Origin of the sequence: Prevotella sp. P5-126, from assembly GCF_002251185.1 — a bacterium.
Classification (GTDB): Bacteria; Bacteroidota; Bacteroidia; order Bacteroidales; family Bacteroidaceae; genus Prevotella.
On record NZ_NPIZ01000098.1, the window covers coordinates 1 to 21,554 of the forward strand.

Annotated in this window: 17 protein-coding genes and 1 tRNA gene; 2 read left to right on the plus strand and 16 right to left on the minus strand. The window is 45.8% G+C overall.

The genetic code is table 11. The features are described from left to right. Window positions 1-783 precede the first annotated feature (783 nt). The 4 genes from nrdG to CIK90_RS11210 all read right to left on the minus strand — a co-directional run bounded on the left by nrdG (window position 784) and on the right by CIK90_RS11210 (window position 5,053). Entirely contained in the window at window positions 784-1,284 is a 501-nt protein-coding gene (gene nrdG / locus CIK90_RS11195) for an anaerobic ribonucleoside-triphosphate reductase activating protein (RefSeq protein ID WP_094465459.1), read from the minus strand. 57 nt (window positions 1,285-1,341) lie between these two features. Continuing rightward, complete coding sequence (locus CIK90_RS11200; protein WP_094465461.1) at window positions 1,342-3,585, minus strand: anaerobic ribonucleoside triphosphate reductase; 2,244 nt, start codon at window positions 3,583-3,585, stop codon at window positions 1,342-1,344. Window positions 3,586-3,797: 212 nt separating this feature from the next. After that, window positions 3,798-4,952: an N-acetyltransferase gene (locus tag CIK90_RS11205; protein WP_094389849.1), complete on the minus strand. Its 1,155-nt coding sequence runs from the start codon at window positions 4,950-4,952 to the stop codon at window positions 3,798-3,800. Window positions 4,953-4,981: 29 nt separating this feature from the next. Beyond that, a tRNA-Arg gene (locus CIK90_RS11210) sits at window positions 4,982-5,053 on the minus strand. A gap of 94 nt (window positions 5,054-5,147) precedes the next feature. On the opposite strand from CIK90_RS11210, the gene CIK90_RS11215 reads away from it, so the two are divergent. Then, the gene (locus CIK90_RS11215) at window positions 5,148-5,612 is read left to right on the plus strand and encodes a MaoC family dehydratase (RefSeq protein ID WP_094389850.1); all 465 of its coding nucleotides are present in this window, start codon (window positions 5,148-5,150) and stop codon (window positions 5,610-5,612) included. 212 nt (window positions 5,613-5,824) lie between these two features. Here CIK90_RS11215 and secDF read toward each other — a convergent pair whose 3' ends face one another. The 3 genes from secDF to CIK90_RS11230 form a co-directional block, all read right to left on the minus strand. Beyond that, complete coding sequence (secDF, locus tag CIK90_RS11220) at window positions 5,825-8,854, minus strand: protein translocase subunit SecDF (protein WP_094465463.1); 3,030 nt, start codon at window positions 8,852-8,854, stop codon at window positions 5,825-5,827. Window positions 8,855-8,959: 105 nt separating this feature from the next. Beyond that, the gene (locus CIK90_RS11225; RefSeq protein WP_094434021.1) at window positions 8,960-10,054 is read right to left on the minus strand and encodes an endonuclease/exonuclease/phosphatase family protein; all 1,095 of its coding nucleotides are present in this window, start codon (window positions 10,052-10,054) and stop codon (window positions 8,960-8,962) included. Further along, on the minus strand, window positions 10,051-10,965 hold the full coding sequence (locus CIK90_RS11230; RefSeq protein WP_094434022.1) for a rhomboid family intramembrane serine protease: 915 nt from the start codon (window positions 10,963-10,965) through the stop codon (window positions 10,051-10,053). The genes CIK90_RS11225 and CIK90_RS11230 overlap by 4 nt, the downstream gene beginning before the upstream one ends. A 235-nt stretch (window positions 10,966-11,200) precedes the next feature. Here CIK90_RS11230 and CIK90_RS11235 point away from each other — a divergent pair, with 235 nt between their 5' ends. Next, window positions 11,201-11,476, plus strand: coding sequence for an HU family DNA-binding protein (locus tag CIK90_RS11235; RefSeq protein ID WP_094389854.1), 276 nt, complete (start codon window positions 11,201-11,203; stop codon window positions 11,474-11,476). 104 nt (window positions 11,477-11,580) lie between these two features. Here the strand turns inward: CIK90_RS11235 and CIK90_RS11240 are convergent, their stop codons facing one another. From CIK90_RS11240 to pnuC, 9 genes are all read right to left on the minus strand, one after another. Continuing rightward, window positions 11,581-12,375 carry a gluconate 5-dehydrogenase gene (locus CIK90_RS11240; RefSeq protein ID WP_094389855.1) on the minus strand — a complete coding sequence of 265 codons (795 nt, stop codon included), beginning with the start codon at window positions 12,373-12,375 and terminating at the stop codon, window positions 11,581-11,583. Window positions 12,376-12,386: 11 nt separating this feature from the next. Further along, complete coding sequence (kduI, locus tag CIK90_RS11245; RefSeq protein ID WP_094389856.1) at window positions 12,387-13,229, minus strand: 5-dehydro-4-deoxy-D-glucuronate isomerase; 843 nt, start codon at window positions 13,227-13,229, stop codon at window positions 12,387-12,389. Window positions 13,230-13,457: 228 nt separating this feature from the next. After that, window positions 13,458-14,084: an O-methyltransferase gene (locus tag CIK90_RS11250; RefSeq protein ID WP_094389857.1), complete on the minus strand. Its 627-nt coding sequence runs from the start codon at window positions 14,082-14,084 to the stop codon at window positions 13,458-13,460. Then, window positions 14,081-14,497, minus strand: a complete 417-nt coding sequence (gene aroQ / locus CIK90_RS11255; protein WP_094389881.1) for a type II 3-dehydroquinate dehydratase — start codon at window positions 14,495-14,497, stop codon at window positions 14,081-14,083. Before aroQ ends, CIK90_RS11250 begins: the two co-directional genes overlap by 4 nt. A gap of 119 nt (window positions 14,498-14,616) precedes the next feature. Continuing rightward, entirely contained in the window at window positions 14,617-16,515 is a 1,899-nt protein-coding gene (locus CIK90_RS11260) for a HAMP domain-containing sensor histidine kinase (protein ID WP_144007273.1), read from the minus strand. Between the two features lie 974 nt (window positions 16,516-17,489). Further along, the gene (locus CIK90_RS11265) at window positions 17,490-18,491 is read right to left on the minus strand and encodes a TlpA disulfide reductase family protein (protein WP_094447024.1); all 1,002 of its coding nucleotides are present in this window, start codon (window positions 18,489-18,491) and stop codon (window positions 17,490-17,492) included. A gap of 3 nt (window positions 18,492-18,494) precedes the next feature. Then, complete coding sequence (locus tag CIK90_RS11270; RefSeq protein WP_173849345.1) at window positions 18,495-20,177, minus strand: lipopolysaccharide assembly protein LapB; 1,683 nt, start codon at window positions 20,175-20,177, stop codon at window positions 18,495-18,497. Between the two features lie 120 nt (window positions 20,178-20,297). Then, entirely contained in the window at window positions 20,298-21,002 is a 705-nt protein-coding gene (locus CIK90_RS11275; protein ID WP_254046341.1) for a thiamine diphosphokinase, read from the minus strand. Beyond that, window positions 20,936-21,553: a nicotinamide riboside transporter PnuC gene (pnuC, locus tag CIK90_RS11280; protein ID WP_094465471.1), complete on the minus strand. Its 618-nt coding sequence runs from the start codon at window positions 21,551-21,553 to the stop codon at window positions 20,936-20,938. The genes CIK90_RS11275 and pnuC overlap by 67 nt, the downstream gene beginning before the upstream one ends. Window position 21,554: the final 1 nt, after the last annotated feature.

Below are 21,554 nucleotides of genomic sequence, written 5' to 3' on the forward strand. Positions count from 1 at the left end.
GGTTAATAGATTGTTTTAGGTTAGTAGTAATATTTATAGTTTTAGGTTTTTAGTTATTGGTAAAAAGAAAGTTTGAAATATGGATAACAGTGGTCGCCGTGAGGCTCCCATAACTTTCTTTTTTTTTATAGAATTTTGTTTCATACAACATATACATGCCGCAAGGCAATCCAATCTTGAGGTTGGAAAACAAAAAGAAAGGATTTTTAGTTATACATAGGCTTTGGATGTCGCTGCTCGTGTTGAGTAGCGGCGTTTTTTTTATTTCCACCCACCATATTTCTCTCGTAAACCACCATTTCATAGCCGAAACCATTTCTGTAAGTCTATGGTTTGCTCCCAGTTTGTGTTCCAACATCCTCAAATAGAACAATACATGACACAAATCATGTATTATTTGAAGAGTCTGTCATAGAAGCCTCTGTTCCTATGCAGGATGGAGTCAACTTCGCGCCAATGCTTTTGTCCTTTCTGGTCTTGATTACAAGTTTATACTAGATATGGTTGGTCTCGTCCATTTGCATGCCTCTATGTTGATAGAGGCAAAGACTACCTATAGCCATGACTGATAGATTAAGGAAAACAAAGTACGTAAGCAAGCGCTTCTGCTTAGCGCACTTAATAATCACGCCCCAACGATATTTGAGCCAGTTTATTAAAGATGGTGGTTTCTGACATCGTCTTGCTGAGAAACAAGTTTCTTTCGATATATCGTCAACTAAGTATTATAGTAACAACAGAACTCAGCAAAGTCGCCAAGGTTTTAATTTGTGTCTAAGGACATTATACTTCGACGTCGGGATGAAATTCCACCACCTCTCCTTTGGCAAGTGATGCTGGTACATCAACAAGGCGCTGGTTGCTGCTTCCACGAAAAAGGAGGTCTTCGTCGCGCAAGGATTTCACAAAGGGACCATCAACCAAAACGTCTATTTCATCGAGCAACTGCCGATAACGCGGTATCTTCACGATGGCCTCAAAGGTAAAACCGGTATAACACCAAATGGTCTTTTGAGTCTGGCTACGAATGGCACGAGCCAACTCGGTAAAGCCTTCTGCCTGATACAGGGGGTCACCTCCTGAGAATGTTACGTTGGCGTAAGGATCGGCTACAATGATTTTCATCACCTCGTCAGTGGTCATCGGATGTCCACCTCCTGGATTCCAGGACTGAGGATTGTGACAACCAGGACATTCGTGATAACAACCTGCACAATAGATAGAGGTCCGGAAACCCGGACCATCTACCATTGTGTCTTCTATGATATCAAGTACTTGTATCATGGAGTGATTGACTGTTTGTTTCGTAGAAATCAATCCAACAATTATGTTGCTGATGGATTATTTCTCGTCGAAAAGATTCTGCTGTTGCGAACCTTCAATATGGGTCACACGATCGTTCAACTCGCATAGTTTGCCGTGATTCCAACGATCGGTAGTTCCTACGAGGTAACCGGTAATGCGCTGCAACTTATCAATATGCTTGCTACCGCACTTAGGACATACTTCCAGGTGTGAATCGGCATTCTCATATCCGCAGTCCATGCAACGGTTACGATTGTGGTTCACCGAACCGTAACCCATATTCAACTGGTCCATCATATCTACAACATTCATGATAACCTGTGGATTGTGGGTGGCATCACCGTCGATTTCAACATAGAAGATGTGACCACCACGAGTCATTTCGTGGTATGGAGCCTCTACTTCCGCCTTGTGACGAGCTGAACATTTGTAATAAACGGGCACATGGTTAGAATTGGTATAATAATCACGATCGGTCACACCGGGGATTGATCCGAACTCTGCGCGGTCCTTCTTGGTGAATTTACCACTAAGGCCTTCTGCAGGAGTAGCAAGAACAGAGTAGTTGTGCTGATAACGCTCAGAGAAATCATTGGCGCGGTCGCGCATGTAACCCACAATCTTCAGACCCAGTTTCTGAGACTCTTCGCTCTCGCCATGATGCTTTCCTGTCAGTGCTACAAGACATTCTGCCAAGCCGATGAAACCAATACCAAGGGTGCCTTGGTTGATGACGCTCTCAATAGTATCATCAGAATTCAGTTTGTCTGCACCAATCCAAAGACTCTTCATCAACAGTGGGAACTGTTTAACAAAAGCGGTTTTCTGGAACTGATAACGCTCGTCGAGCTGCTTAGCAGCTATTTCCAACTCTTCATCGAGTTTTGCAAAGAACTTGGCGATACGAGCCTCCTGATCTTTCACATCCATACATTCGATGGCAATACGCACGATATTGATGGTTGAGAACGACAAATTACCACGACCAACAGAGGTCTTTGGACCGAAACGGTTCTCGAATACACGAGTGCGGCAACCCATAGTGGCAACCTCGTTCATATAGCGCTTGGGGTCATCGGCACGCCATGCATCACTTTGGTTAAAGGTAGCATCGAGGTTGAGGAAGTTGGGGAAGAAACGACGAGCGGTCACTTTACATGCCAGCTGATACAAATCGTAGTTAGGATCTTGTGGCAGATAGTTGACACCACGCTTCTTTTTCCATATTTGGATTGGGAAGATGGCAGTCTCACCATTACCCACACCCTGATAAGTAGAGTTGAGCAATTCACGCATGATGCAACGACCTTCAGCCGAAGTATCGGTTCCATAGTTGATACTTGAGAACACAACCTGATTACCACCACGTGAGTGAATGGTGTTCATGTTGTGAATAAAAGCTTCCATAGCCTGATGTACACGACTGACAGTTTTGTTGATAGCATGCTGACGCACACGGTCTTTACCCTTCAAACCATCAAGATCCTGCTTTAGATAGTCAATCAGCGGCTCATGATACAGGTCTGCAAAACTCTCACCATACAAATCTTCGAGCGCTTTCAGTTCCTCTATATACGATAGGCGTACGTATGGAGCCAAATAGAAATCGAAGGCAGGAATAGCCTGTCCGCCATGCATTTCGTTTTGTGCACATTCCAGAGAGATACAAGCCAGTACGGCAGCAGTCTCAATGCGCTTAGCAGGACGGCTGGCGCCATGTCCGGCAACAAAACCTTTAGTGAGAATATTGTCGAGAGGATGCTGACAGCAGGTGAGGGACTTCGTGGGATAGTAGTCCTTGTCGTGGATGTGCAGATAGTTGTGCTCCACGGCATCGCGGCTCTCAGGTGAGAGCAAATAGTCATCGACAAAGGGTTTAGTGGTTTCAGATGCAAACTTCATCATCATACCGGCAGGGGTGTCGGCATTCATATTGGCATTTTCACGTGTCACGTCGTTGTTCTTGATGTTGACAATATCAAGGAACACGTCGCGAGTCTTAGCCTTACGGGCAATGGAACGTTGGTTGCGATAGGCAATGTAGCGCTGTGCAACATCCTTTCTCGAACTCTTCATAAGCTCCATTTCTACCGAGTCCTGAATCTGCTCTACCGTCATCTGAGCACTGCCACGTGCGGCAATGCGGTCTGTAATAGTCTGTAGAAGGCTATCATCTTCACCTTTCTCTGTACTGATCATGGCCTTGCGAATAGCGGCCATAATCTTTTGCTCGTTAAATCCCACGATGCGTCCGTCGCGCTTTACTACTGTCTGTATCATGCTTTTATAACTTTTGGAATTATGAATTGGTTATTGGGTTGTTATTTTCCGTTTGCAAAGATACAAATAAATATTATAAGATTTTCGTTTTGGACAACTTTTGTTGTGTTAATAAATGTCAATTCGCTAATACACAATAAGTTATAAAACACAAATGGGAAACTTTTGAAAAAGTCCCCATTTGTAAGTTTTCTAAAAAGAAAACCCTATACTTATACAAGTTGTTTACGATAGCAACGATGCCTACGGTGCTGTCTAGCATCAAGATACTGCCATTGGCTGCGCACATTCTCATTGGTTTCCATCTGTGGCATAGCCTCTGCCCACTTGAAGCCATAGCGTTGAATCTGCTGAATGAGGTCGTCAAAAATGAGCGAATTGGCACCCTTGGCACGATATTCTGGTAGCACGCCGATAAGCAAAAGGTCGGCAGTATCCGTCTTATGCCACTTCAATGCACGCAAAAGATGCCACCAACCGAATGGTAACATACGCCCATCACGCGTTTGGCGAAGTGCTTTAGTAAACGAAGGGAAAGCTATTCCGAATCCTATCATTCGATGATCAGGAGTGTTCCAGTCCTCAATACTGGTCACCAATTTCAAGTCCGCAATCTTAATATACTGTTCCACAAGCTGGTCAATCTGCTTCTCTGAGAGTTGGCTGTAACCATAAAGGTCCTTGTAAGTGGCATTGATAATATCAAATACTTCACGTCCTTTACCTCCTTCAACAAGTTCCTTTCTTGTAAATTTATGTATTTGAAGATTGTAGCGCTTGCGTATCATCTGGGCAATTTTATGGAATTTCTCAGGCACCACTTCAGGCACTTTCACCCGATATTCCATATAGTCATTGTCTTTGACAAATCCTTCCAACTGCTCCATATGTTTTATATAATAAGGGTAGTTGTAGTTGATATACATCGTGGCATCTTCATCGAATCCTTCAATCAGCATACCTTCACGATCCATATCAGTAAATCCGAGTGGCCCAGCTATTTCATTCATGCCTTTCTGGCGTCCCCACTGCATGACAGCATCCATCAGTGCACGGCTCACGCAAGCATCATCGATGAAGTCGAACCATCCGAAACGCACCTCCTTGCGGTTCCATCGCTCATTAGCCCGATGGTTGATGATGGCTGCAACGCGTCCCACAACCTTCCCGTCTCGCATAGCAAGATAGTATTCCGCCTCGCAACATTCGAACGCCGTATTACAGTCATGTCGCAAAGTATTCATCTCTTCGGAATAAAGAAACGGAACAGCCTGCTTACACTCACGATACATCTCGTAGTAAAACTGCACAAACTGTTTCAATTCCTGACGTGTGGTTACTTTCTTTATTTCTATATTAGTCATCATCGCCTTATGCTTAGTAGTAGATTCGATAGTACCCCGACCGAGAATCGAACTCGGAACTAAGCTTTAGGAGAGCCTTGTTATATCCATTTAACTATCAGGGCAGCCGAAATGCGACCACAAAGGTACGAAATATAATTGTAATATGATTATTTTTGAGTACCTTTGTAGCATATTTCTAATACAAATATTGATATTATGGGAAAATTAGTCATCAACTCGTATGACGAGTTTGCCGCCCATCTGGGCGAGGAATTAGGTGCTTCCGATTGGTTGCAAGTAGATCAAGATCGCATCAATCTCTTTGCTGATGCTACACTCGACCACCAGTGGATACACGTGGACGTAAAGCGCGCAAAAGAGGAGAGTCCTTACAAGAGCACCATTGCTCATGGTTACTTGACGTTAAGTCTGTTGCCATACATGTGGGATCAGATTATTGAAGTCAACAATATCAAGATGTTGGTCAACTACGGCATGACTGACATGCGCTTCGGCCAACCTGTTATCACCGGCAGTCGCGTGCGCCTTGTCACTACTCTTCATGCTATTCAAAACCTTCGCGGTATCTGTAAGGCTGAAATTAAGTTCAAGATTGAAATTGAGGGACAACGCAAACCAGCCCTTGAGGGTATTGCTGCCTTCCTTTATTATTTCGAGTAAAGTTCTCTATCAACTGCGGAAAGAAACCGCACTATCCCATACATCAGACGTACTCATTCTATTCGAGTGACGTTCTCGACAAAGACGGTTGTAGTGGTTTCGAAACTAAGATATCAGTTCTCGTTCGACCTTCTTTCCTATTGATGAATTGAAAAAGCGAGCCCGTTTCCATGTGGAAGCGGGCTCGCTATATATATTAATAAGGTGTATCCTTATGCTTTTGCTTCTCCGGCATTATCTTCACGGATGGTCTTACCCATTACAAGGAATGCAGTAGGAGCAGCTATGAAGATAGACGATAGCGTTCCGAAGATTACACCCAGCAACATTGCGAATGAGAATGAACGGATACTGTCGCCTCCGAGAACGAAGATACACAGCAATACGATCAATGTAGTCACAGAGGTGTTGATGGTACGGGCCAGTGTCTGGTTGAGCGAACCATTAAACAATGACTGCAAATCGCGCTTTGCATAGAGGCTGTGGTTCTCACGTACACGGTCGAATACCACCACCTTATCGTTGATAGAGTAACCGATAACGGTCAGGATAGCACCGATGAAGGTTTGGTCAATCTCCAACGACATGGGGAGAATGCCCCAGCATACCGAGTACATTCCTACAACGATAAGGGCATCGAGTGCCAATGCTACAGTAGCACCTACAGAGTAAGCGAGGTTGCGGAAACGCAGCAAGATGTAGAGGAAGATGGCAATCAAGGCGATGAATACGGAGATGATAGCACCGTGAGTAATATCCTTAGCAACAGAAGGACCAACCTTTGATGAGCTAATGATAGAACCACCCTTGCGGATATCTGGGTTCTTAAAGTCTTCAACGCTCTCCTGACTAACCAGTCCAGCCTTCTTCAATGAGTTATAAAGAATAGTTTCAGCCTTGTCGTCCACCTGAGGATTGTTTGATTCGATATCCCAGTTGGTAGAAACACGAACTGTCTTTCCATCAGTACCGAGTGCGATAACGCTGGTGTTTGCCTCTTTGCCTGCGTTCTCACCAACGGTGTTGACGAATGCGCCAGCCAATGTAGTGCGTACCTGCTCAACAGGTACAGACTTGTCGAGTGTTACCACGTAGTTTCGACCACCGGTGAAGTCGATACTCTTGCTAAGTCCGCGAACAGCGAAGCTTATGCAGAACAGAACTGCCACAACAGCCCAGATGGTGAATGACTTCTTATATGCACCCATGAAGTTGAACTTGGTATTCTGCATCATGTTGCGTGAATAAGCGGTGGTGAAAGTGAGATTCTGCCACTTATCCTTCTTCATCTTGCCGTCATAAACCAGACGTGTCATGAATACAGCGGTGAAGAATGATACACAGATACCGATGATCAAAGTAGTAGCGAAGCCTCTGATAGGACCTGTTCCGAATACGTAGAGGATGATACCAGTAATCAACGAAGTGAAGTTAGAGTCGAAGATGGCCGAGAAGGCATTCGAGTAACCGAGGTTGAGTGCTTCTTTCACGGTATGTCCCTTGCGGAGTTCTTCCTTCGTACGCTCATAGATAAGCACGTTGGCATCCACAGCAGTACCCAATGTGAGCACGATACCGGCAATACCCGGCATGGTCAGGGCAGCTTGGAATGACGTCAAGATACCAAGTGTGAAGAAGAGGTTGAAGAGCAATGCAATATTTGCGAGCATTCCAGGAATGAATCCATAGAGCATTACCATATAAATCATCAGCAGTACGAAAGCTACAACGAATGAGATAGCGCCCTGCTGAATAGACTGTGCACCGAGTGAAGGACCTACGACCTCTTCCTGTACGATACGTGTAGGAGCAGGCATTTTACCTGAGTTGAGGGTGTTGGCAAGGTCTTTAGTATCTTCTATTGTGAAGTTACCAGTGATAGAAGAGTTACCACCGTCAATCTGTGTAAGGATACGCGGTGCGCTATATACGGCATCGTCAAGTACGATGGCAACAGCACGACCGATATTCTGCTTGGTAATCTGTGACCAGCGGCGTGCACCGTCAGAGTTCATCTGCATAGAAACCGATGGGTGACCCATCTGGTCGAACTCATCTTTAGCCCCGGTGATAACGTCACCTTCCAGTGGAGCGCGTCCGTTTGGCTCAGTCACTTTCAATGCGTAGAGAGCGAAGATATCACCACGAGTATTCTGTCCACCAAAGTCTTCAGCTTTAGCACCCCAACGGAGTTTGCACTCAGCAGGCAACACTTGGTTGGCAATATCAGAATAGATAATCTTGTTGACCTCTGCAGTATCGCGTGCATTAGCGTAACCTACAATGGCAAGACCATCACCCTGCATGGGCTGGAGTACAGAGAAGAGAGGGTTCTGCTTCTTTGCAGCAGCAATAGCCTTTGCTTCTTCTTTGCTTGCATTAGCTTTTCCAGCATTGAGCTTTGCTGCCAAATCGTTGGTTGCGGCCTTTGCATTTGCAGTAGTTTCGGTAGCTGTTGTGTCGGCTTCTGCCTCAGCAGCACCACCTGTTACGGCATATTTCTGATTGAGCTGGCTCAGCAATGGTACGATTTCCTTGGTGTTGTAGGTCTCCCAGAACTCCAAGTTTGCACTACCTTGCAACAATTTGCGCACGCGCTCTGGCTCTTTGATACCAGGCATTTCAACCATGATTCGTCCGCTTTGTCCTTCCAGTTTCTGGATGTTAGGCTGTACCACGCCGAATTTATCGATACGGTTGCGTACCACATTGAATGAGTTGTCCACAGCAGACTGCACTTCAGTGCGCAGTGCGCGTTCAACTTCAGCATCGCTGCTGCTGGTGCTCACTTTGCCTTTCATCTGCTGTGTAGCAAAGATGGCTGCGAGTGGACGACCGTTTCCTTCTTTTTTCCAATGTTTCACGAAGAGTGTTATAAAGTCTTCCTGACTTGTTTCCTCTTCTTTTTTAGCTTCTTCCATGGCCTTTTTGTAGGCAACGTCTGTCTTGTGGTCAGCGAGTACGTCAACAACGTCTGGCACTGAAACCTCAAGAATCACGTTCATACCGCCCTTCAGGTCAAGTCCGAGGCCGATTTCCATTTCGCGGCACTGCTTGAAAGAGTAGATTCCGCAGTACACTTTCTCGTTCATGATAGAGTCGAGATACTCCTGGCCTTTCTCTTCAGTCATGGCCGCTGCCTTATTCTCATGGTAGCGTGTCACGAAGGAGAAGGAGAGGTAGAAGATACACACGAGTATCAGAACCAGTGCGATGAATTTTACGATTCCTTTGTTTTGCATTTTTTTATTGTTTTATTTTATTTTGTATATTTTTTCCCAAATAGTTTGCAAATATACTTATTTTTCTTCACTTAGCGAAATTTCTCGCTGAAAAACGTGTATTTTTCAAGGTTTTCCGTTGATTTTAAGCCAACAGACTATGGGATAATGGTCGCTGGCATCTATTTTATTGTCTATCTTGCAGTTGTATGGTTGTATATCGTTGGAACAGAAAATGTGGTCTATGCGGAAGTAAAATCCTTTTTGATTGTACGACCATCCGAGTCCTTTTCCTGTTGTGGTGAAGCAGTCTTTGAGTACTGTAGATACTTTGTGGCGCGAGTAGGAAATGGGGTTGTCGTTGAAGTCTCCGCAGAGTATGATAGGATACTGCTTATGTTCTTCCACGTATTGACATACTGCATCAATCTGCGGAGCACGCCTTGCCGATGATTCAGCCAGTGTGATGAGCAGTTTTTTTGATTCATGTTTGGCCTCTTGTCCCTTGATATTGCCTTTAATGATGTTTTGGTAGTTATGTCGGTCTTCTGTTGAGAGGTGTGTTCCTTCGAAGTGGTTATTGATTACCAATAGTGTATCGTTTCCCACTTGCAGATACCAAGCCACACTACCATTGGCCTCTGAGCGATAGTTGATTCGTTCTTTTCGTATGATGGGAAACTTGGTATGTATGCCAACTCCATTGATGGCAGGTCCTGGATTAAAGTGGACAGTATCGTTATAGGCAAATGTCTTCTGAAATTCTTTAAATGCATATCTTCTCCACGTATCCACATCTTCTTGCAGACAGACGATATCTGGCTGTTCATCATGCAGATATTGGCACACGGTCCCAAATCCATCTTCATATTTATAGTTGCCCCCATAGGTACATACGTTATATGAAATGAGCTTTATTGCGCCTTCATCAGGATCTGTAAATTGCATATTGAGTGGCATATAGGTGCTGATGGGAATATATGTTGCAACATATCCGAGGATAGGAATCCACACCATTCTCCACTTGAATGTGAGCCAGAAGAAGAGGAAACACAAGTTGATGAGTAGCAAGATAGGGAATGTCATTCCAACGCACGACAATACCGGATGGTCGGCAGGATTGAGTCTATCAGAGAATCCCACGGCCAGCATGATGAGTACCAGCGCCATATTGGCGCCTGCTACCATCTTTATAGTGAACTGTTTGAGTCGCTTAATCAATTTCTATTGCTTTGTTCAAACAGTTTCTTCTTTTCCTCTTTAGTCAGACTGTCATATCCGCTTTTTCTGATTTTGTCGAGTATAGCGTCTATTTCTGCCTGCCGTGCGCTGTCTTCTTCCTTTTCTTTATGTTCCTCCCAACGTGGTGTTTCGGTAGAAGGCTGATAGTGGAAGGTGTTGCGGCGCTTATTCTCATATTGTTTCTTCATCTGTTGGAAGAAACCGTTTTGGCCATTAAATCTCTGTTCAATGTTCGGATGTTTCCGCCAGTAGCGTATGAGCAGAAATCCGAAGAGCATACCACCAAGATGTGCCATGTGTGCTATTCCGTCGCCCGGAGTATTCAATGCCGACCACACTTCTATCACGATATATCCCCCGATGAGCCATTTTGCCTTGATGGGGAATGGGAATGGAATGATAAACATTCTCTCGTTGGGGAATGTCATACCGAATGCCAACAGAATGGCATAGACGGCTCCCGACGCTCCTACTGTGGTCCACAGATTAAGGTACGCTTCGGTTGTAATTCTTCCTGACGATGTCATTACGAAATCGTATGCCGCAAGGTTTTCGTTGGCATAGTTGATGTATTGCACACCTTCCTGTATGATACCTGCTCCTATTCCACATACAAGATAGTAGATAAGGAATCGTTTTGGTCCCCAAACTCGTTCCATAACGGTTCCAAACATCCATACTGCAAACATGTTGAAGAATAGATGCATGAACGAACCGTGCATAAACAAGTATGTAACGAGTTGGTAGAACGAAAAGTCTTTGGCCATGAAGAAATGCAAACCGAATGTTGCTGTGAGATCGAGGCCTTGTTTTTCAAACACCCATGTGGCAAAGAATGCCAGTACATTGATGATGAGCAGGTTCTTTGTAATACTTGGTATATTATTCATCGTGTTGTTCCTTCGTTTTATTATATGTAAGCTCTTGTTATTTCTTTTCGGTCGCAAAATTACTAAAAATCTTGCTGTTTCGGCATGAAAAGTGCCTTGTAAGCGGTTTTTTTTAGTAAAAAACTCACTTTTTTTGATTTTTTGTTTGTTTTTTGAATACTTTCCCCTATATTTGCCAAGAAATTAAATAAGAACCGACAAAAACTATTAATAATTTATCAAAAAAATCAGAATTATGAACAAGACAGAATTGATTGACAAGATTGCAGCCGAGGCAGGATTGACAAAGGCTGACTCTAAGAAAGCCCTTGAGGCCACCGTATCCGTAATTAAGGCCGCTCTCGCCGCAGGTGATAAAGTTCAGCTCGTAGGTTTCGGTACTTTCGCCGTTGCTGAGAAGCCCGCTCGCGAGGGTATCAACCCCCGTTCAGGTGAGAAGATCACCATCGCTGCAAAGAAGGTTGCCAAGTTCAAGGCTGGTGCTGAGTTTGCAGAGGCTATCAACAAGTAATCTGTGTCTTTAGGCCCAACAAAGAATAGGGGACTCCGTTTTGGAGTCCCCATTCTTTTTTCAGTCTGTTTCCTTTTTGGGCTGATAAGTATCAGTTTCTGACATCAGGGCTGTTTTCCGATATATGCCAGAATACCTCCATCCACATAGAGAATATGTCCGTTGACAGCATTTGATGCGTCTGAAGCGAGGAAGACAGCAGGTCCCATGAGTTCTTCAGGTTCGAGCCAGCGTCCTGCAGGTGTTTTGGCGCAGATAAAGCTGTCGAATGGATGGCGGCTACCGTCTGCCTGACGTTCGCGCAAGGGTGCGGTTTGTGGTGTTGCGATATATCCTGGACCGAGTCCGTTACACTGGATATTGTATTCACCAAACTCCGAGCAGATGTTGCGTGTGAGCATTTTCAGTCCGCCCTTAGCCGCTGCGTATGCCGAAACGGTTTCTCTTCCGAGTTCCGACATCATAGAACAGATATTGATAATCTTACCATGTCCCTTCTTAATCATGCCTGGCAATACTGCTTTTGATACGATGAAAGGAGCGTTGAGGTCGATGTCAATCACCTGTCGGAAGTCTTCTACCGACATTTCTGTCATGGGGATTCGCTTGATGATTCCAGCGTTGTTGACGAGAATATCGATAACGCCCAACTTCTTTTCGATGTCGCTAACCATAGCTTTCACCTGCTCTTCATCGGTCACGTCACAGATGTATCCGTGAGCCTCAATACCCTTAGCCTTATAGTCGGCAAGAGCTTTATCAAGGTGTTCCTGCTTGCGGCAGTTGAAAGCAATTTTTGCACCAGCCTTAGCATAGGCTTCCGCGATAGAAAATCCGATACCATAGGCAGCACCGGTAACGAGGGCTACTTTGCCCTCCAATGAAAATAGATTTGTCATATACTTATGTTTTATTTCAGATCAGTAATGAGTGAGAAGTCTTGGTCACCATAGTCGAGGTTTTCGCCGCCCATACCCCAGATGAAAGTATAGTTGTGTGTGGCAGCAGCCGAGTGTATGCTCCATTCTGGCGAGAGCACAGCTTGGTCGCCTTTCATCCAGAGGTGGCGTGTCTCTTCCACTTCGCCCATGAAGTGGCAAACGGCCTGATCTTCGGGAATCTCAAAGTAGAAGTATGCTTCCATACGTCTTGAGTGCACGTGAGCAGGCATGGTATTCCATACAGAACCGGGTGCGAGTTCGGTCATACCCATTTGCAGTTGACAAGTAGGCAGCACTTGATTGACGAGCATCTTATTGATATCGCGCTCGTTAGAAGTTTCGAGTGCACCCATGTGAGCCACTACCGCATCCTTTTTAGTTACTTTCTTGCAAGGATATTGCTTGTGTGCGGTAGTAGAGTTGAAGTAGAATTTCGCAGGCTGCTTAGCATCTTTCGATTCAAACACCACGTCACGGTCGCCACTTCCGATGTAGAGTGCCTCCTTATAGTCGAGTTCAAAAGTTTCGTCGCCCACCTTTACGATTCCGGCTCCACCCACGTTAAAGATACCCACTTCACGTCGTGTAGTGAAAAAAGGAGCTTTCAGCGGATCGATGGCTTCGAGTTTTAGTGGCTCGTTGACAGGCATTGCTCCACCTACGACCATGCGATCATACATAGAATAAACCATATTCACCTCGTCTTGGGCGAATACTTTTTCAATTAGGAAATCGCGTCGGATTCGTTTAGTGTCATAGCTTTTTGCATCTTCGGGATGCGCTGCATAACGAATTTCATAATTTGTTTTCATAAGTGTGATGATTTGTTCTAGTTAAATTCGTACTGCAAAGGTACGATTAAGTGAGCAGAATACAAAAAGAAAAATTAAATTTATTTTTTATTCTCGAACGACAGTACCTAAGACCGTAAGGTCAAAGGTACGATTAAGTGAGCAGAATACAAAAAGGTTGCCGTTTCTGCCTCTTTCTACAGAGTTGTGGCGAAAGGACGAAACCGCAGGCAAGCCTGTGTTCGCCGCCTATAGTTTGCGAATCAGGGTCAGTCCGTCGCGCAGCGGGAGGATGACACGCTCCACACGGGAGTCCTGTCTGACATAGTCGTTGAAAGAGACGATGCCTTGGGTTTGCTGGTCTTTCCCGTAGGAAGGATCCACCACATGACCGTCCCACAGGGTGTTATCGGCAAGGATAAAGCCACCCTTGCGCACCACCGAGAGTGCCATTTCGTAGGTTTCGCGATATGTGCGCTTGTCGCCATCTATGAAAGCAAGGTCGAAGCTGACGCCGAGTCGGGGCGCTTCGGTAATGGCATCGCCAATGAGAAAGGTGATGCGGTCAGCCCATGGCGACTGTTCTATCCACGGACGGGTAAAGTCCTCTTGCTCGTCGTTGATTTCGAAAGTGTAGAGATGTCCGCCATCTTCCAGTCCTTCAGCCATTGACAAGGCGCTATAGCCACTAAACGTACCCACCTCAAGCACATTCTTGGGGCGTATCATGCCGACCAACATCTTCAGCAGTCTGCCCTGGAGGTGGCCCGATGCCATGCGTCCATGGAGCAGATGGATATTGGTAGCACGCCAAAGCTTATAGAGATAGTCGGGCTCTGGGTCTGAATGGGTCAATATATAGTTATCGAGCGTCATCCGATGAGTGCTTCAATAGCCAGACGGTAGGAGTCGAGTCCGAAACCACAGATCACTCCGCGACAGGCTGGCGAGAGATAGGAATGGTGGCGGAATGGTTCGCGCTGATGCACATTGGAGATATGTACCTCTATCACTGGACTTTTCAGCGACCTGATGCAGTCGTGCAGCGCTATAGAAGTGTGGGTGTATGCACCGGCGTTGAGCACGATGCCATCTACCGTAAATCCATCTTGCTGCATGCGGTTGATGAGTTCTCCCTCTACATTGCTCTGATAGTAGTCTATCTCCACATCGGGATAACGCTGCCGCAGCGTAGGCAGATAACTTTCAAACGACGAGGTGCCGTAGATGCCTGGTTCGCGCTGTCCGAGCAGATTAAGGTTGGGACCGTTCACAATAAGTATTTTCATCTGTTTCATCTTTTTTGCGTGGTGCAAAGATACAACATTTTTTCAAATCCAGCCCCATTATCGCGATAAAATCGCACGATACCTGGCAGCACCATGTCTCATAGTACAGAAACCCTCGATTACTTGCTCTTAAGCGGAGAACTTTCGCTCATTTCTATGAGGAATGCCCATTTGCCGTCGGTAAGTTTCTGCAGCGTGATAGTGCCACCCATGGCTTCCATGATTTTGTGGCACAGGGGCAGTTCGAGATTGCTTCGGTCACTCTGTGCACAGGGCTGCCTGTCGTTGAAGGCATCAAACAGTTCGGTTTTGTCTTTATCTTGGAAGTTGGCATGTGCCATCACCCAGATTTTCACCTGCTTGCCATCGCCCTCACATTTCACTTCCACCTGCCCTTCGGTCTTACGACAGTCGGCATTGAGTATGGCGTATGTCAGTACTTGCGAAAGACGCTTGGGATCAGCATAGACATAATGCTCCCGTCCGGCAGGTATCAGCGTAAACTCAAGGTTGTTACACTGCTCTTGTGTTTCGTGGATATCTGACAGTGTTGTCTCCACATTGACATTGGCACTATACAACTGGAAGTCGTTCAGACCAGCCTTTCCGAGGTCGATGATGTCGTCGAAGAGGTTGATGAGCTGCGTTTTGTTGTTGGCTATGATTTTCATCATCCTGCGCTCGTCTTCGCTCAGATGGTTCGTATCAATCATGTCGATAGACATCTGGATGACATGGAGCGGATTGCGGATGAGTTTGCCCATATTGGCTATGAAGCGGGTCTTGCCGGCTTCGTTCTCTTTGGTAAGGACAAGCAGTTCTTTGGTTTTCTTCTTGAGTTTGCTTTCAACGACAGCTATGGTGAATAACACTATCAGGAAGAATGCCATAATGATGAGGCCAATAATGACATACACCTTGTTGCGCTCTAAGAAACTCACGGGTTTGCCGTAGTAAACGGCATCAGCGGGATAGAGTTCTTCGGGTATTCCGTAGGCTTTCAGCGTGTTGTAATTGAGGTATCGTTTGGCATTGTCGAGCTGTATCAGAGGAATATCCTTGGGTTGTGTGCCGTTCTCTATCTTCGAAAGCACTTCTTGCAACTTCTCTATGAATTCGTCGGAAGTGGGATATACGCCTCCTGCCAATGCGCCATCTCTGATGCCCAAATCGTAAAGTCCGAAAGCGGCATCGCCAGTCAACTGGCCCACAATCTGTCGCATGGCATTGTCGGGATATAATGCACGGGTGGCATTCTGGTTCTGACTGATCCACGAATCGAAGATTACTGTTGTGTTTTTGGGCAGTGTCATCAGTCGGTTTTGCAACTCGGCAGTAGTCATCTGCCTATTGTTGAGGTCGATGAAATTGATGTCGGGATGGTATTGCTCCAACACTTTTCGCGTTTTATATCTTGAAAGATAGCCTATCTGCCATGAATTAGTGACAAGGGCAAGATTCTTGGTATTCGGTTTGAGTTGTAAAGCCAATTCAATGGTCTCGTGTATAGAATAGGGATCGGTGATGAGTGCGGCATTGAAGCCGCGACGCGACTCTTCCAGTGGTATCTTCATACTTTCCACACACTCCTTACCACTGTCATAGTCCTTGGCACTGAAGGTGTATTCGCCAGAGAAAACAGCAACGCAAGGCACCTCTTTCCATGCGCCTTTCATGAATGTGCGATACATAATCCATGCTTCCTCACCTATCAGAATGACTATTTCCTTGCCTGTGGCATCATTGGTGTTCATGATAGATTCGGCTTTTTCCCGCATCAATACGCTGTCGCGCTGGGCTACAAGGTCAAGAAATTCCACTTCTACCGTCAACCGTCTGTTGACTGCATAACGTGAAACTACGGCACTGGCGAGGTTTTCCGCCCATGCATATCCCTGGAAATAAGAACTCAATACGAGCACTTCTTTCTTGCTTTGCGCCTCTTGTGACTGTGCTTGAACACTGGATATGGTTATGATTGACAGAAAAAATATAAACGCTATCGTTCTTTTCAGCATACTCATGTGGTGTATTATCATTTCCTATTTACTATCATTGGTTTAATTTTCTGCAAAGATACAACAATTTTTCAATTTTAGAACTACAATGGTGATAAAATTACAGAGTAAATTGCAAAAGAAATATAATGTCGCTCAGCAATAAAATGGATTGTTTTTTTTTTGATAACGTTTTGGCAAGGAGTTTTAGATGCTTGGCAAAAGTATTGCCCAACGTTTAGCAAGGGTATTGTCTAACGTTTAGCAAGGGTATTGTCTAACGATTGAAAAAGGTCTTTTCAATGTTTGATAAGAATATTATCCAACGTTTGATAAAGATGTTATCCAACGTTTGATAAAAGTATTATCCAACGTTTGATAAAGGTGTTATCCAATATTGGATAAAGGTGTTATCCATCGTTGGATAAAAATATTATCAAGGTTTGAAAAAGTGCTGATAAACCTCACTAACCCTATTTATACATTGATATACGTGGGTCGTTTAGCAGTTTCATGGTTATGAGAGATGGAAATCCGGTGGTCGAAGTGTGGTCGAAAACACCTGAAAGAAAAGCATTCGACCACCGCATAACATTCTGTTTCGCTTGATGTTATACCGTCATGGTGGTCGAGTGGTCGATTTGTGCGAAATCGCGTGCGCGTAGGCGTACGCGCGTATATAGAGAAAGAGGTTCGTCTGACCATATCAAACGAACCTTCCATTTTATGTCACTTTCTCTCGCCATGGCAAAATTTAAGCAAGCTTAATTCTGCTCATTTGGCTTAATACAAACACTCTTATTATCAAACGATGGTTTCTATAAAGTTTATGCTTCTATCATCAATAATTCTCTAAATGAAAGTGTGGCAACCATGGTCAGCAATACAAATAAAATTCTTTTCATAGTCCTATAAATTAAAAAAAGACAACTAATATTACATAGACTGATGAACAATATCCATATTGATTTTTTCACCCAACAATCACATAGTCTTCACTTCAATCTTCTCTCCAATTCCTGTTCCACCTTTTCGGGCTCTAAGTCGCGTGCCACTATACGTCCGCTATTGTCGGCAACAATCATGGCGGGGACTGCGGATATGCCCAACTGGGTTGCCATGGGAGAATGGAACATCTTACCATCGCACACTACAGGCCATGGGATGGAGTCGCGATCTACACGGTGGCGCACGTCTTTGATATTGCCATCGAGACAGAGTGTCACCACGGCGAGTTTTGAACCGTAGGTCTTCTGGAGCTTCTGCAAACGGCGCTGTATGTCACCACTCTGATAACTCCATGTTGCCCAGACATTGACCACATTGACCTTACCATTGAGCTGTGCTTTCGATACGGGACGACCTTTAAGATCGGTAGCGGTAAACGAAGGGAGGACAGCACCCTGACGGCTCTTCTTCAGTACATCGAGTTGGCGGCGCAGCGTGAGCAACCGTGCATTGTTGGGTTGCGCCTTCAACATCACTGCTGCCAATTGGGCGGCTTGGTCGAAATCGGCATCTATGGTCAAGACAAAATAGCGATTGAGCAGATAAGTGCTAATGGGCGATTCGGGATGCTTACGGATATAGTCTGCCACCTCTTTACGCTCTTCAGGCGGTGTGAGGCGGTTGAGTTGTGAACGCAGATCGGTGAACTGCTCGTTGATCTTAGACCCTTTCACCGTAATCTCCTTCAGATGGGTGGCGTCGCCTTTGATATTGAGCGAAGTGCCAGGAGTGGCAAACACGGGCAGTTCGCTATAGTTGGGGAAGATGATGATAAAGGTATAGTCGCCCTGCACGGCTTTCTCGTAAGAGAAACGTCCGTCGCGCACCTTGATGGTATCGGTACCCGTCATGCCTCCATCGGGACTATACACATAGAATTCGCCTTGATTCAGGTTTCTGAGTCGGCCCTCAAGACGGAATTTGTTACCGCTGATGCCACACGAAACGAGAATCAAGACGAACGAAATATATCCAAGAATTTTTCTCATTCTTTATTTGCTAACCTTGCTCAGCTCCAAGTCGTTGGCAGCATACTGAGCCAGTTTGGGATCTTTCTGGATGGCGCTGCGCAGATAAGAAGCTGCTGCGTCGTTGTTGCCCTGACGTGCATTGACAATGGCGTTGAGATAGTCGGTCATAGCGTCGGGATTCTTCACGTTAGCCAGTGTCTGAGTGGCACGGGCGTAGTCTTTATTGAGCAACTGTGCCAGAGCAGCGCTGTTAGAGTTTACACCGGCGAAGTCTTGCTGTGCCAGAGCGTAGTTGCCCTGTGCCAGATGCAGGTTACCCAGAGCCTCTGCCAGATTGTTGGCACCGGCTGCACGTGAGATATAATCCTCTGCGGTCTTAGCATCACCCTGCTGCAGAGCCAGCAGACCCATGTTGGCATTGGCCTCAGCATTCTTAGCATCGAGGGTACGTGCCATGCTCAGATATTTCTGTGCCTCGGCATTGTTGCCCTTCTGCATAGCCAGTACGGCGAGGTTGTTGTAAGCGCGGCTGTCCTCACGATAGAGGTTGGTTGTGGTTTTGAGAATGTCCTCACGCTGTGCATCGGTATCGGCGATAGATGCTGCATAGAGCAGTTCCTCAACGCTGAGCTTAGAAGCATCTTCCTTATACTGAGCGAAAATCTGATCGTCATCGCGACCGATTGTCTCATAGTTGATGGTCATGCGGGCACGACGCAGTTCGGGCAGAATGCCGTCTGCCAATTCGCGGAAACCCTGACTCATGTTCTTAATCTGCTGCTCACGCTCCTGTGGGTCCTGATACATAGAGAGAACGCGGAGGATAACATCCTTGTCTTGAATGTTGCTGGCTTTAACCAACTCCTGGAAACCTTCCCAGTCCTGTGCGGTATATTGTGAAGAGAGGTTGGCGTCGATCTTGGCAGCCTTCATCTGTTTCTTCACGTATGACTCGGTGTTCTTCTGACGCTTGTTGGCGAGCTTCTCGTTGAGAGACACACCACCATCGGGCGAAGCATAGGCTGAGATTTCTACATTATTGATATTGAGACCTTCCTGATCCTGTGCAATGCGCTTGAGCAGACTGGTGAACTCCTGTACGGAATTGCTCTTCAACTCGCTCTTGCGAAGTTCAGCCTGCTGGATGAGGAACTTGATAGTAGCATCAAACTTCTGTTCGTTGACACGCTGGAATGCATCCTGCGATGTGCAGGGATTAGCACTGGTAATGGTAGAACGATAGAGTTCGCTGGTGGCAATCACACCTGTTGCAACCTTGACAGCAGGTACTTGCACCTCTTTCTTACCAACGCGTGCGTTGAAAGTGAGATAGAGGTCGCTCTTCTGCATGGCAGGCTGATAAGCGAAATTGGCTTTCATGGTATAGTGGCCGCCTACCTTATAGGAGATGGACTGATCGTTACCCAACACCTTTTCGCCCTGGAATGTTGCACTCTGTCCCTTAACGGCAGTCTCTACGCCATTGTCGGTGAAGCGCAGTTCCGGTGTTACGGTAACCACAGCTTTCTTGGCCATATACTTCTCAGGGAACATACCATTGATTGTTGCAGGTACCTGACCCGACTCGGCAACCAACGGATTGGGTACTACCTTGAAGTTGTCGGCAGACAATTCTCCAAGCTTTCCACCACACGATGTCAGTGTGGCAACTGCCACTGCTGACAGAAATACTAATTTCTTCATTATTCTATCTGTTTTTTACCTGTTTTTTTAAGATATTGCAAAGATAGTCACTTATTCTGTAAAAGACCGAATAAGACTGGATTTTTAGTGATTTTTAAGGTATATTTGCCGTCATTCTATCTATTTGGCATCATAAGTGCGATATACCAAATAGCAACCATCGGCATCAAGGGTAAAACGGGCTCCTAAGGATTCGTTGAGCGTGCCTTGCCACAGTTCTTCATAGGAATAGGCAGACCAACGAAGGCCTTCTGACGTGAGTCGAGTGGTATTGAAACTGAAGATACTGACCTGCTGGCCTGCGAAACTATCAAAGGTTTGACGACCTTCTGCTGCAACAAACCATCCATAATCGGTCAACATCAGGGGTTCGATATTCATCTGACGGTAATAACGCATCATCAAGGCGATATTGCCAAGGGTATGGTCTTCACGCATTCCAGTAGCACCAAGATAGGCTAAGCGTAAACGGCAATGATTACTGATGGAGGACTGATAGTGGTCCAAGCAATAGCGTGTGGCTTTAGTGAGGTCGTTGTCTTCCTGTTCGGTAATCCGTGCCAACCGTGAGCGATACTGCGAAGGAATGCTGTCACCATCGCCCACTACAACATCAGCATCGGGCCAATGGGCAATAGATCCGTCGCAACAAACCACATGGGGAGCAGAACGAAGCACTCCGAGCGGTATGGCATGGGTGGGAAACACACCATTGGCAAGGATAACGGCATCAGGACGAAAGAGGAATTGCGACATCATCATGCTTCTGAGGTTGAGGGTGACTGCTGGTCTTGATGATTCTGGCGATGCATCAGTTGACGCCACTTAAACCATCCTGCTACGGCAATCACAACATAGAGTCCATAGAGTCCTGCCTTAAAGGGAATGCCTTTGGTGACATAGAGGAACGTGCATACCACATCGACTGCAATCCAAAAGAACCATTGCTCCATATATTTGCGTGCCAATGCCCATAGGCCCACAAAACTCAGCGCATTGGTGAAGGCATCGAGTACAGGAACGGTAGAATTTGTCCAGGTGATGAGTATATAATAGGTAGCTCCCCACGCTACAAAGAAGAACACCGTGACTGGCAGATAAAGGCGTAGGGGCATGTGACTGATGGGAAGCGTACGCTTCTCGCCGTGTCCCCATTTCCATACGATATAGCCATAGACTGCTGCCAAAGTATAATAGGTAGCCATTCCTGCATCACCATAGAGTCCGTGCTGCCAATAGAGCCAGATATCGAGGGCGGGCATCACGATGCCTACTATCCAAAGAAAAATACTGGCCCGATACTCCAGCCAGATATATATCAAGCCGAGTATCGTGGTCAGTATGTCAAGCCCATGTAGGGCAATATAGTCGTACATG